This window comes from Paramagnetospirillum kuznetsovii (assembly GCF_003284725.1).
GTDB classification, from domain to species: domain Bacteria; phylum Pseudomonadota; class Alphaproteobacteria; order Rhodospirillales; family Magnetospirillaceae; genus Phaeospirillum; species Phaeospirillum kuznetsovii.
In genome coordinates, this window is sequence record NZ_PGTO01000013.1 from 14,973 (window position 1) to 27,334 (window position 12,362).

Below are 12,362 nucleotides of genomic sequence, written 5' to 3' on the forward strand. Positions count from 1 at the left end.
GCAACATAGAGCGCCTCCATGAATATCAAAGACCACATCCGCGGCGTCCCCGACTTTCCCAAGCCGGGTATCCTGTTCTATGACATCTCGACCCTGCTGGCCCATCCCGACGCCTGGCAGGTGGCCATGGGCAGGCTGGCCCGCGAGGTGCGCAAGTTCCAGCCCGACGTGCTGGCCGGTATCGAATCGCGCGGATTTCTGGTTGCCGCCCCCCTGGCGCTGAAGCTGGGCTGCGGCTTCGTCATGCTTCGCAAGAAGGGCAAGCTGCCCGGCAAGACCATCCGCCACGACTACGCCCTGGAATACGGAACCGACACCATCGAGATCCAGGAAAACGCCGTGGAGCCCGGCAGCCGCGTCGTGGTGCTGGACGATCTGCTGGCCACGGGCGGCACCTTGGCGGCCAGCATCGAGCTGCTGCGCAAGATCGGCGCCCATGTCACCGGCGCCGCCAGCATCATCGAACTGAATTTCCTGCCCGGCCGTCAGCGCCTGAAGGAACTGGACGTACCGTTCACCAGTCTCGCCGCCTACGACGAATAGGGCGGCATAGAGGGAGTCATCATGGAGGTCGCGGCTGCCGCTGCCTTGATCGGCGCTTTGGCGGGTTCGGCTGCGACGCTGGCCTGGGCCCGCCGCCGACGGGTGAGCGCGGATCCAGGTGAAGCCGCGACCGCCCAGCGTCTGCTGGTCGAGGCCCTGAGCAACGGCACCGACGGGGTGGCGCTCTATGATTCCAACTACCGCCTGATCACCTGCAACGAACGTTACCGCGCCCAGTTGCGGCAGGTTTCCCACCTGCTGGAACCGGGCATGCGGTTCGAGGATCTGGTCCAGGCCTTCGCCCGCGCCGAAGGGCTGGACCAAACCTGGATCGACGACAAGCTGCTCAATCGCATTCATAGCGGCGTGGAAGAGCAGTTCAGCGATGGCCACTGGGTCATGTCCAGCGCCTATCCCACCCACGATGGCGGCTGGCTGCGCATCCTGCGCGACATCACCATCCGCAAACAGACCCAGACTTCGCTGGAAAACACCGTCGCGTGGCTGAAGGGGATCATGGACACGGTGGTGGACGGCATCGTCACCATCGACGAGACCGGCAGCGTCCTGTCCTTCAACCCCGCCGCCGAACGGATCTTCGGCTATGGTGCCACGGAAGTGGTGGGGCGCAACGTCAACATGCTGATGCCGGAACCCTTCGCCCGCCAGCATGACGGCTATATCCGTTCCTATCTCGCCTCGGGCCTGCGCCGCATCATCGGGTCGGGCCGCGAGGTGGTGGGCCAGCGCAAGGACGGCACCACGTTTCCGCTGGATCTGGCCATCACGGAAATGCGCGATGGCCGCATGGTGACCTTCATCGGCGTGGTGCGCGACATCACCCAGCGCAAGCGGGTGGAAAGCGCCCTGATCCGAAGCGAGTCGCGGTTCCGATCACAAGCGGGGCGCTTGCAGGGCATCATCGACAACATGCCGCAAGGCGTGGCGGTGTTCGACGGCGACGACACCCTGACCGCCCTCAACAAGGCGGCCCTGCGCATGCTGGGGCTGCCCGAGGGCGAGATCATGCCGGGCGCCATCGACATTTCGCTGCTGCTCGCCCTCTTGGCCGCCACCGACAACCCCGAGAGCGGAGATGCCGTCCGCATCACCAGCGATCTGTCGGAAAGCATCCGCGAACGGCCGGAAATGGTGTTCGAGCACGCCGCCGACAATGGCATGGTGATGGAGGTGCGCTCCTCCTCCATGCCCGGCGGCGGATTGATCCTCAGCTTCACCGACGTGACCGACCGCAAGCACACCGAACAGACGCTGCGCCTGGCCAAGGACGAGGCCGAGCGCGGCAACCGGGCCAAGAACACCTTCCTGGCCAATATCAGCCACGAGCTGCGCACCCCGCTCAACGCCATCATCGGCTTTTCGGAAATGATGAAGCACGAGATCTTCGGCCCGCTGGAACCGGCCAGCTACCGCACCTATGTGGGCGACATCCATGAAAGCGGCATGCACCTGCTGGACCTGATCAACGACATCTTGGACATGTCCAAGGCGGAAGCAGGCATGACTGACCTTCAGGAATCCCAGGTGGATGTGGCCGAGATCATTCATACCTCGGCCCGAATGATGGCGCGCCGCGCCGAGAATGCCGGAATCGCCATCATCGAGGACTTGCCGCCCCGACTGCCCCATTTGCTGGCCGATGAGCGGCGAATCCGCCAAATCGTCCTCAATCTACTGTCCAATTCCGTCAAGTTCAGTGACGATGGCGGCCAAGTGACCGTCAAGGCCGAGATCATCGCCACCGGGGACTTCCAGATCATCGTCGCCGACAATGGCATCGGCATGACGCCCGAGGATCTGGTCCGGGTCATGGAGCCCTTCGTTCAGGCCGATACCCGCCTATCGCGTAAATACGAGGGCAGCGGCCTCGGCTTGCCCTTGACCAAGACCCTGGTCACCGCCCATGGCGGCACCTTCGCCATGGAAAGCGAGCTGGGCCACGGCACCACCGTTACCGTGACCTTTGGCGCCGCAAGGGTGCTCAACGCCGATACGTCGGCGGCCGACATCTGACGGCCGCATCAGCCGAGACGAATTCCGGTTCCGCCCAGCCCGCAATACCCGGACGGATTCTTCGCCAGATACTGCTGATGATAGGATTCCGCCCAATAGAACCGGTCCAGCGTGGCGATTTCGGTGGTGATGGCGCCGAACCGCGCCTTGGTCAACTCCACCTGGAAGGCATCGCGGGATTCCAGGGCTTGGCGCGCCTGTTCCGGTGTGGTGGTCAGGATGGCCGAGCGATACTGGGTACCGATATCGTTGCCCTGGCGCATGCCCTGGGTGGGATTATGGCCCTCCCAGAACAACCGCAGCAAGGCGCCGTAGCTGGTGACGTCGGACTGAAAAGCGACCATCACCGCCTCGGTATGGCCGGTGCGGGCGGAACAGACTTCCTCGTAGAGCGGATTGGGGGTGAAGCCGCCCGCATAGCCCACCGAAGTGGAATAGACCCCTCTGGCATGCCAGAACAGCCGCTCCGCCCCCCAGAAGCAGCCCATGGCGAACACGGCGATCTCGACGCCCTGGGGGAACGGTGGCTTTAGATGGGTGCCCAGCACCTCGTGCCGCTCGGGGACCGGCAATGCCTCGTCGCGGCCGGGCAGCGCCTGGGCGGCGCTTACCATTACCGTCTTGCTTGGTCCGAACAGCGCCATGGGACTTCCTCCGGCAATTTATATCCCATATGGGGACGAAGCGCCGACCGTCACATCTCGCCGATATAAATTCCCAGCCCCCGAGCCGTCTGCGCCAGGGTGCCGTAGGGATCGATGGCACGGGTCAGGCCCGCCACGTCGGTGATGGGAACATCGGTCACTTGGCCGTGCTGCCACGCCACCATGCGGCCCAGCTTGCCCTGGGCGATCAGGTCGACGGCATAGACGCCGAAAGCCGAGGCGATGATGCGGTCGCGCATGGAGGGCATGCCGCCCCGCTGCACATGGCCCAAAACAGTCACGCGGGTTTCCGCCTCGACCATTTTTTCCAGCCGCGCCGCCAGATACTGGCCGATGCCGCCATAGCGGTTCTCGCCGCCGGTCTGGACGGTGGTGACCGCCTGCCCGGTCTCGGTCTTGCATCCTTCGGCCACCACCAACAGGGCGTGATTGCGGCCTTCGGCGCTGACCTCCTCGATCTTCCTGGCGATAGCTTCCAGCGTATAGGGAATTTCCGGGATCAGAACTACGTCGGCGCCGCCGGCGATGCCGGCATTGATGGCGATATGGCCCACATCGCGGCCCATGACTTCCAGGATCATGACGCGGTGATGGCTGGCCGCCGTGGGAGCAAGACGGTCGATAGCCTCGCCCGCCACGTTGAGAGCGGTGGCGAAACCGATGGCATAGTCGGTATGGGCGACATCGTTGTCGATGGTCTTGGGAATGCCGACCATGGGAATGCCGCCCTTGCGGCACAGGTTGTTGAGGATGCGCATGGAGCCGTCGCCGCCGATGACGATCAGCGCCTCGATGCCCAGCTCCTTGTAGCCGTCCACGAAGTCCTGGGACCGGTCCTTGACGCTGCCGTCGGGCATGGGATAGGCGAAGGGATCGCCCTTGTTGATGGTCCCCAGGATGGTGCCGCCCAGGCGCAGCATGTCGCCGGTCACCAGCGACAGATCGAATTCCACGTAGTCGAGGGGGCGTTCCATCAACCCCAGGCTGCCGTCGCGGATGCCGAACACGCGCCAGCCATAGTTCCTGATGGCACGATGGACCACGGCGCGCAGGGCCGCATTCAGACCTGCACAGTCGCCGCCGCTGGTCAATATACCGATGCGCTTTTCAGCCATGAGCTCTTCTCCGGATATCCCTACCTTATCCATACCGTTTCCCGACGAGTTCTGCTACCGTCTAACCTCCATTCATGTTCCAATTCCGCCATGATCGATGACACCCTTGAAGACGTTCGTCGGCGGCTCGCCGAACTGAAGACCGAGCACCGCGATCTGGATGATGTGATTTCGCGCGTCGCCGACGAGCTGCCGTTCGACCAACTGCGTCTTCAGCGTTTGAAGAAGCGCAAGCTTTCGCTCAAGGACGAGATCGCCAAGTTCGAGAACATGTTGATTCCGGACATCATCGCCTAAATGAGCCACGTCTATCTCGGGCTGGGCACCAATCTCGGTGATCGTGCCGCCAATCTGCGCGCGGCCATCAAGGCCTTGGCCCCACTGATGCTGGTGGACGCGGTGTCCGGCCTGTGGGAAACGGCACCGCTCTACGTCACCGATCAACCCGCCTTCTACAACATGGCGGTGGCGGGCCGCACCGATCTGGCGCCGCTGGACCTTCTGCGCGGCCTCAAGCGGCTGGAGGACGAATTGGGCCGCGTCGAGTCCGTCCGCTTCGGCCCCCGCCTGATCGATCTCGACATTCTGCTCTATGACGGGCTGATCATGGACGAACCGGAACTGACCATCCCCCATCCCAGATTGCCGGAACGCCGCTTCGCCCTGGCGCCGCTGGCCGAGATCGCGGCCGAGCTGGTCCATCCCCAAACGGACGAGACCATGGCCGCCATGCTGGCGCGACTGCCCACCGATGACGATATCAGACGGCTCGGCCCGCTATAGCACTTGCGCCGGACTTGGCGGGCGCGCTATGACCCACCCCGTCCCCCCTCTGTCGAGGGCATCGGTGAAGGAACCGCCATGGTGTTCGTGCAAAGGAAGCAAATGGAGTCCAGCTCCACCCAGGCGCCCGCCCGCCGCCTGTACCGCATCCTGGTGCGCGATCTGGTGCTGAAATGCTCCATCGGCATTCATGCTCACGAGTTGCTGGCCCCCCAGCGGGTGCGCATCAACGTGGACATGGCGGTGTTGGAGCAAGCGGGACCGCTGTGCGACGACATCGCCAACGTGGTTTCCTACGAGGACGTCATCGACGGCATCAAGGCTTTGCTGGCCGAGGGCCACATCAATCTGGTGGAAACCCTGGCGGAAAAGATCGCCGAGCTGTGCCTGGACGACGAACGGGTCGAAACCACCCGCATCAAGGTCGAGAAGCTCGACGTCTATGCCGAGGCCGCCTCGGTGGGCATCGAGATCGAGCGCGGCCGGGGGTAATAGCGCCCTACGCCTCGCCGATGGCGGCCAGGTAGAGGTCGAGGATCTGCTGTTCTTCCTCGCGCTCGGCGCGGTCCTTCTTGCGAAGGGTCACGATCTTGCGGATGATCTTGGTGTCGAAGCCCTGGCTCTTGCACTGGGCATAGACGTCCTTGATATCGGCGCCCAAGGCCTTCTTCTCTTCTTCCAGCCGCTCGATCCGGTCGATGAACTGGCGAAGAGCTTCCGCGGCAATGCCGCCGACCTGGCTGTTCTGCTGTTCATCGCTCATGGGATACGGCCTCTTTCAACGCAACGGGCCCCGACCATAGCCAAGGGACGATCCCGGTTCAAGCGGCTGTTGCGGACAATGGGTCAGGGCGGTAGGCTGACGGGATGAAAGCTTTCCTCGTCCTGATCCTGACCTGCCTGACACTCGGCGCCTGCGGCGGATGCGAGATCGACGCCGACAACGACGAGCAGCACGGCCGCTGCTGGTTCTTCTCCAAGATCCTTTAATACACCCGCGCCTGGTGAAGCTCGGGATCGGCCAGGACCGGGATCAGTACCTCGGCCAGCAGATCCGCCCAGCGTCCGCACCCCTTCATATCCCCCACCAGATCCTGCCGGATCTCGAACGATACATTGGGAAGGCCAGCCGCCCCGGCATGGGTGTCCAGGGTGTAGTTGATCTCCTTGCCGGAATAGGGCTGGTTGTCGCCCACCACCAGCCCGTCCCTGGCCCGCAGGGCCCGCAGCAGCGGGTCCGACATGCGGGGATCGCGGTTCCACAGCACCCCCACATGCCAGGGCCGGGGGGCGAAGCCCTTGATGCGCGGCGTGAAGGAATGGATGGCCACCACCGCCGGGGCAAGGCCGTGCCGCCACAGATGGGCGATACGATTGCCGATCTCGGTGTGATAGGGCCAGAACCAGCGCTCGGCCCGCGTCGCCGCGTCCGCCTCGCTCAGTCGCTTGTTCCCGGGAATCTCCACCGTGCAGGAGCAGGCGGGAATGGATGTCGGATCGCCCGGCTGGCGGTTGCAGTCGATCACCAGACGGCTGATGCCCGCCAGTACGGCGGGGCAGCCGAGGCGGGCCGCCAGCCGCCGCGTCACCTCGGCGGCGCCGATATCCCAGGCCACATGGCATTCCCGCTCCGCCTGGACCAGCCCCAATTCGCCGAGATCGGCGGGAATCAGCTTCGAGGCATGGTCGCAGACCAGGAGCAAACGGGCGTCGTCAGCCCCCTCGATGATCTCGAAGGGTGGCAATGGCGGAGACGGATCGGGCATGAAGGTCAACATGGAGACACTATAAACCGACCCGTGGTCGGCTTTCGAGATGAACCATACAAAATATATTCGCGCGAGGTGTTGACAGCCCCCCCTGGTTTCCGTATTTTCCCGCCTCCGGTCGCGCACCCCGGTGACGGCGATTATTTTAGGAAGTTGGACCATGAAGATTCGCAATTCCCTCAAGTCGGCCAAGCTGCGCGACAAGAACTGCCGCATCGTTCGCCGCAAGGGCCGGGTCTACGTCATCAATAAGACCAACCCGCGCTTCAAGGCTCGCCAGGGCTGACACCCGGCGCCTGATCGGCCCTTTCGGCCCCGATCACAGCAAACCGCGCTCCCAACCGGGCGCGGTTTTCGTTTTGCCTGCTATACCGCCGCCACCGCCTCAGCGGCTTGGTCGAAGGCGATCCTGATGGGCTCCATCTGGGAGTCCGCCGCCGCCAGATCGCCCTCGGCGCAGACGGCTTCCATGGCGGCGCACAACGCGCCGAAGCGGAAGGCCCCGGCACTATTGCCCGCTCCCTTGCAGGAATGGGCCGCCTCGCGGGCCGCCACCGCATCACCCGCGAGAACGGCGGCGGCCAACTCCTCCACCAGCGGACGGGTGGTGTCGATGAACAGGTGCAGCAATTCGCGCACTTCGTCGCCGATCTCGCCGAAGATCAGCCGCATGGGTTCAAGGTCCAAGACGGGGACTTGGTCATCGGCGGGCTCTTCCCCCAGGTCGGCCACCAAGGCCTTGGCAACCATTTCCAGCGGCGCCCGCTTCTTGCGCAGGGCGGCTGCGGCGGGAAGCAGGCGGCGGATCACCCCATCCAACTGCTTGAGGTCGATGGGTTTGGCCAGGAAGCCGTCCATGCCGCTTTCGTGGCACCGCCGGGCGGTCCCCGACAAGGCGTCGGCGGTCAGCGCCACGATGGGCAGGTAATCGCCGGTCGCCCGCTCCGCTTCGCGAATGCGGTGAGTCAGTTCGTAGCCATCCATCTCGGGCATATGGCAGTCGGTCAGCAACAGCCCGTAATCGCGGATCTGCATGCTGTCCCAGGCCTCGGCACCATTATCGACCACCTCGATGGCGTAGCCGAGGCGTTCCATCAGATGACGGATCACCACCTTGTTGGTTGGATTGTCCTCGGCCACCAGGATCAGGGCGCCCGCCGCCGACGCCGCTTCCACCGTGGGCTGGGACCAGGTCTCCGCTTGGCTGCCCTCGGCTTGCTCTTCCACCTCGGCGGCGGCGCGACCGGCGGCGGCGGCCACCGTCCGCCACAAGCCGCGTTGGCGCACCGGCTTTGGCAGGGCGGCGAAGAGACCGGCCTCGCGCGATTCGGCCGCCACGCTCGGATAGGTATCCTGCGGCACCATCATCACCACCCTCATCTGGCCGGTATCACCGGAGGCGGTCATCAGGGCGCCAGCCAGACCGAGGCGCTGGCGGTAATCGCCGCCGGCATCCAGCAGGGCAATGTCGTAGGTCCAGCCCGCAAGGGAGGCGGCGCGCACCGCCGCCATGGCGCCGTCGGCCGAGGCCACCACCGCCACCTGGGCGCCGAGATGGCCGAGATACTGACGAATGCATTCCGCAGCCGCCGGGCCTTCCGCCAGCACCAGCACGGCGACACCAGACAGGTCGGGGCCGCCGACCGGTTCTTCCAGGGCCACCGCCAGGGGCACTTGGAACCAGAAGGTGGACCCGGCGCCGATATTGCTGGAAACGCCGATATCGCCGTCCATGATCGCCACCAGACGGCGGCAGATGGACAAGCCCAATCCGGTGCCGCCATAGCGACGCGAAATGGTGATATCGGCCTGCATGAAGGGTTCGAACAGGCGGGCCTGCTGCTCGGCATCAAGGCCGATGCCGGTATCGGTGATGGAGAATTTCAGCCGCAGCGGCCGCTCGGAGGGATCAACCGCCTGGACGCCGATGCGCACATAGCCCTTGTCGGTGAACTTGATGGCGTTGCCCGCCAGATTGGTGATGATCTGGCGCAGCCGCACCGGATCGCCCAACACCCGCTCGGGCAGCGTCGGGTCCACATAGGTGATCAGGCCGATGCCCCGTTCCTGGGCGCGCAGGGTCAGCAGTTCGGCGACCCCTTCCACCATTTCCAGCACCGACATCTCGACCATTTCCAGTTCGAGCTTGCCCGCCTCGATCTTGGAGAAGTCCAGGATATCGTTGATGATGGTCAGAAGCGCGGTGGCGGAATCGCGGATGACGCGGGCCATCTCGCGCTGTTCGGCCTGCAGCGGCATGTCTTCCAGCAGCTGGGCCATGGTCAGCACCCCGTTCATGGGCGTGCGGATTTCATGGCTCATGGTGGCCAGGAACAGCGATTTGGCCTGACTGGCGTCCTCGGCCGTGCGCTTGGCCTCGGCCAGGGCGGCCTCTTCCGCCTTGTGGCGGGTGATGTCGGTGGACGATACGATCACCGCCGGCTCGCCGTCCATCTCGATCCGGGCGGCCGACAGCATGGCCCAGAACTCGCGCCCGGTGCTGTTTCGCATGCGGCACTCGAAGCCGGGAACGAATCCGCCTTCGCGGACCAGCTCCACCAGACGGGCCCGGTTCTCCGGATCGGCGTAGCATCGGGCGACGTTCAGGCCCAGGGCGTCGGCCTCGGACATGCTGTAGAGCTCGGTCCAGCGGGGATTGACCGACACGATGGAATTGTCCGACACCCGCGAGATGGCCAGCGCCAGCGGAGAAGTGTCGAGGATGCGGCGCAGCCTCTCCTCGCTGTCCACCAGGGCGCGGGTGGATTCCTGCACCTTGGCCATGGCGTCGCGGAACACCACCAGCTCGGCCGCCATGTCGGCGATTTCGTCGTTGCCGGTGCTGGCGATGGGGGTGTGGAAATCGCCCTCGACGATGCGGTGCATGGATTCGGCCAACCCGGTCAGGCGCGATACCAGCGAGCCGCCGAGATAGAGCCAGACGAACAGCAGTGGCCCGAAGAAGGTGAGCATGGCCACCACCAGCAAGGTGGTGCGCCCGATGGAGACCGCCGCCTCGGTGCGTCGCTCGTTCTCGGCGGCATCGGCCTCGGCCGCCGAGACCAGACGCCCCACCGCCGAGGACGTGCGCGCCACCAGATCGCGGCCCTCGTCATTGGCGGCGGCCAGCCGGGCGATGGTCAGCATTTGCAGCGAGCGCAGCTCGAACACGTTTTCGGGACCGGTGCCGAGATTGAGCACGCGGCGCGTCAGCTCGCGGCCCCTGGCGCCGTGCTGCCCATCTCCGGCGGCATCCACCAGCAGGGGCAGCTTGCGCACCTGCTCTTCATAGGCGCTGCGCAACTCGCCGACCTTTTCCAGGTCAGGGGCGACAACCGCTTCCCGCAGATAGTTGGAAGCCAGCACCACCACCGCCAGAATGGGATCGGCGGCCATACCCTCCACCGAGCGGTGAACCTCCAGATCCAGCCGGGTGATGATCTCGGCCAGCGAACGGGATCGCTCCACCAGTTGGAGGCGCTTATCCACCAGGATGTTGCGGTCGATGACGTTGTCGGCGAAGGCGGCGACCATGGAGCGCAGCTCCTCCACCCGTCCGGTATCGGTGGAGCTTCCCGCCAACTGGTCGATCAGGGCCAGCAGACGTTCGGTCTGCTGTTGCAGGGCGACAAAATTGCTTTGGCGCTGGAATTGCGACTGCGAGCCGTCCAGGGCGGGCGCCGCCGCCGCCAGCCGCGCCGTCGCCTCGGACAGTTTCAAGGCATTGGACACGCTGGGCAGATTGGTGCGGGTCACCGCCGCCAGCAGGCGTTCGATCTCGGAATAGCTGAACCAGGTCAACACGCCTGCGACCAGGATCATGCCTGCGACGGCGCCGACCGCGAACACCAGCTTGGCGCGGATGCCGAAGCGCCAGCGGCTCTGCCTTCCCTTTTCCGCCACAGCGCTGCCCACGCGCCAGATCCCCCGGTTTTCCTCGACGGGGGTCATAATGCCCCAGGCAACGCCGTCATGGAAGTCCGACACGGGCTGGTGCTAGGATGCCACCGCCATGAAGAAAGCCGCCAAGAAGAAAGCCCCCGATTCCGCCGCCATCATCGCCGAGGCCCAACGGCTGATGGACAGTCAGTTCCTGACCGACGCCATCGCCTTGCTGGAACCGCTGGACGGCAATCCGGAAGCCGATTACCGCCGCGCCGGACTGTTGCTGGTGCTCAACCGTCCCGCCGAGGCGGAAATCCTGTTCCGCCGGCTGCTGACCATCGTGCCCGACCATCTGGACACCATCGTCGGCCTGGCCGGAAGCCTGGTGGGTCTGGGCCGCCCCCGCGAGGCGCTGCCCCTGCTCAAGCATGCGGTCCAGGTGCTGCCCAATTCCGGCCGCATCGCCTATCTAGCCGGGGTCGCCCTGGAAGAGGCAGGACTTCAGCCGGAATCCGAAGCGCAACTGGCCAAGGCCCGCGCCCTGGTCATCGCGCCCGCCGAGCGGCGCAATCTGGTGCCCTACGAGATCTATGTGCAGCTAAGCCGCCGTTGCAATCTGCACTGCACCATGTGCGGCTGGGAAATCTGGAAGGACAATTCCGGCTTCATGGAAGAGCCGGTATTCGAGCGGGTCATCGCCGAGGCCAAGGCCTGCGGCATCAAGACCATGCATATCTTGGCGGGACAGGGCGAACCCTTCTTGCATCCGCGCATCTTCGAATGCCTGGAGCGTGCGGTCGCCGAGGGCTTCGAGGTCGGCATCGTCACCAACGGGACACCGTTCACGCCTCAGCGCATCGAACGTCTCGCCAAGGTCGGGCTGGCCTATCTCCAATTCTCCTTCGCCGGTTGGGATGCGGAAAGCTACGAAAGCGTCTATGTGGGGGCCAAGTTCGACAAGGCCATCACCACGATGAAGGCCATCCATAAGGCGTTGAGCGGCACCAAGACCAAATTCGTGGTCAAGGCGGTGGCGCTTGGCGATTGGCAGGAAAACCTGCACAAGACCAAGGCTTTCCTGGCGACCCAGGGCATTCATCAGGTTTACACGGTCCAGGCCAATAATTTCGGCGGCTCGGTGCAAAGCGGCCAACTGCACGAACGGCATGGCGTCTGGACCCTGAAGGATATCGATCATCACCGCCTGATGCCGTGCCGCATCTTCCTCAAGGCGGTGGGCGTGTTCTGCGACGGCACCGTCACCGCTTGCGGCTGCTACGATTCCAATGCCTTGCTGAAGATCGGCAACATCATGGACCAGGGCTTGGCCGAAATCCGCAACGGCGAGACCTATCGCCGTATCCTGGACGGATTCCGCAAGGGCTGCGTCAAGGATGTCCCCATGTGCGGCAAGTGCGACGACCCCTTCGGGTAATATGAAAATCGTCAATGCCGGAGCGCGGGCATCTTGCCCGCCAAAAGAATATTCCGTCGGTCCAGTAGGAATTTTAGCCACAGATGAACACTGATAAGCACAGATTTCCTTATCTGTGTCCCGCGCAGCGGAA

13 protein-coding genes are annotated in these 12,362 nt (G+C 64.5%); 8 read left to right on the plus strand and 5 right to left on the minus strand.

Annotation, left to right across the window (positions count from 1 at the left end; genetic code table 11):
- Positions 1–18: 18 nt before the first annotated feature.
- Both CU669_RS14920 and CU669_RS14925 read left to right on the plus strand, forming a co-directional pair.
- Entirely contained in the window at positions 19–543 is a 525-nt protein-coding gene (locus CU669_RS14920; protein WP_112146114.1) for an adenine phosphoribosyltransferase, read from the plus strand.
- A 21-nt stretch (positions 544–564) separates the two neighbouring features.
- A complete protein-coding gene (locus tag CU669_RS14925; protein WP_112146115.1) occupies positions 565–2,577 on the plus strand; it encodes a sensor histidine kinase in 2,013 nt (670 codons plus the stop codon).
- Positions 2,578–2,585: 8 nt separating this feature from the next.
- Here the strand turns inward: CU669_RS14925 and msrA are convergent, their stop codons facing one another.
- Together msrA and CU669_RS14935 are read right to left on the minus strand one after the other, a co-directional pair.
- Complete coding sequence (msrA, locus tag CU669_RS14930) at positions 2,586–3,221, minus strand: peptide-methionine (S)-S-oxide reductase MsrA (RefSeq protein WP_112146117.1); 636 nt, start codon at positions 3,219–3,221, stop codon at positions 2,586–2,588.
- Between the two features lie 50 nt (positions 3,222–3,271).
- The gene (locus tag CU669_RS14935) at positions 3,272–4,357 is read right to left on the minus strand and encodes an ATP-dependent 6-phosphofructokinase (RefSeq protein WP_112146119.1); all 1,086 of its coding nucleotides are present in this window, start codon (positions 4,355–4,357) and stop codon (positions 3,272–3,274) included.
- Between the two features lie 90 nt (positions 4,358–4,447).
- Here CU669_RS14935 and CU669_RS14940 point away from each other — a divergent pair, with 90 nt between their 5' ends.
- The 3 genes from CU669_RS14940 to CU669_RS14950 all read left to right on the plus strand — a co-directional run bounded on the left by CU669_RS14940 (position 4,448) and on the right by CU669_RS14950 (position 5,632).
- A complete protein-coding gene (locus CU669_RS14940) occupies positions 4,448–4,654 on the plus strand; it encodes a YdcH family protein (RefSeq protein ID WP_112146120.1) in 207 nt (68 codons plus the stop codon).
- Positions 4,655–5,140 (plus strand): 2-amino-4-hydroxy-6-hydroxymethyldihydropteridine diphosphokinase, encoded by a 486-nt coding sequence (folK, locus tag CU669_RS14945; RefSeq protein ID WP_112146122.1) that lies wholly within the window; start codon positions 4,655–4,657, stop codon positions 5,138–5,140.
- Between the two features lie 78 nt (positions 5,141–5,218).
- Positions 5,219–5,632 carry a dihydroneopterin aldolase gene (locus CU669_RS14950; RefSeq protein ID WP_192884621.1) on the plus strand — a complete coding sequence of 138 codons (414 nt, stop codon included), beginning with the start codon at positions 5,219–5,221 and terminating at the stop codon, positions 5,630–5,632.
- A 7-nt stretch (positions 5,633–5,639) separates the two neighbouring features.
- Here CU669_RS14950 and CU669_RS14955 read toward each other — a convergent pair whose 3' ends face one another.
- Positions 5,640–5,903, minus strand: coding sequence for a DUF2312 domain-containing protein (locus CU669_RS14955; RefSeq protein WP_112146124.1), 264 nt, complete (start codon positions 5,901–5,903; stop codon positions 5,640–5,642).
- Positions 5,904–6,007: 104 nt separating this feature from the next.
- Between CU669_RS14955 and CU669_RS22055 the strand changes: the two genes are divergently transcribed.
- The gene (locus CU669_RS22055) at positions 6,008–6,130 is read left to right on the plus strand and encodes a hypothetical protein (protein WP_275667818.1); all 123 of its coding nucleotides are present in this window, start codon (positions 6,008–6,010) and stop codon (positions 6,128–6,130) included.
- Here CU669_RS22055 and CU669_RS14960 read toward each other — a convergent pair.
- Complete coding sequence (locus tag CU669_RS14960) at positions 6,127–6,918, minus strand: N-formylglutamate amidohydrolase (RefSeq protein ID WP_192884622.1); 792 nt, start codon at positions 6,916–6,918, stop codon at positions 6,127–6,129. The genes CU669_RS22055 and CU669_RS14960 overlap by 4 nt on opposite strands.
- A gap of 151 nt (positions 6,919–7,069) precedes the next feature.
- Between CU669_RS14960 and ykgO the strand changes: the two genes are divergently transcribed.
- Positions 7,070–7,195, plus strand: a complete 126-nt coding sequence (gene ykgO / locus CU669_RS14965; RefSeq protein WP_008614494.1) for a type B 50S ribosomal protein L36 — start codon at positions 7,070–7,072, stop codon at positions 7,193–7,195.
- Between the two features lie 80 nt (positions 7,196–7,275).
- On the opposite strand, the gene CU669_RS14970 is transcribed toward ykgO, so the two are convergent.
- Complete coding sequence (locus tag CU669_RS14970; RefSeq protein WP_239988731.1) at positions 7,276–10,824, minus strand: response regulator; 3,549 nt, start codon at positions 10,822–10,824, stop codon at positions 7,276–7,278.
- Positions 10,825–10,921: 97 nt separating this feature from the next.
- Between CU669_RS14970 and CU669_RS14975 the strand changes: the two genes are divergently transcribed.
- The gene (locus tag CU669_RS14975) at positions 10,922–12,229 is read left to right on the plus strand and encodes a radical SAM protein (protein ID WP_112146126.1); all 1,308 of its coding nucleotides are present in this window, start codon (positions 10,922–10,924) and stop codon (positions 12,227–12,229) included.
- The last annotated feature ends 133 nt before the right edge of the window (positions 12,230–12,362 follow it).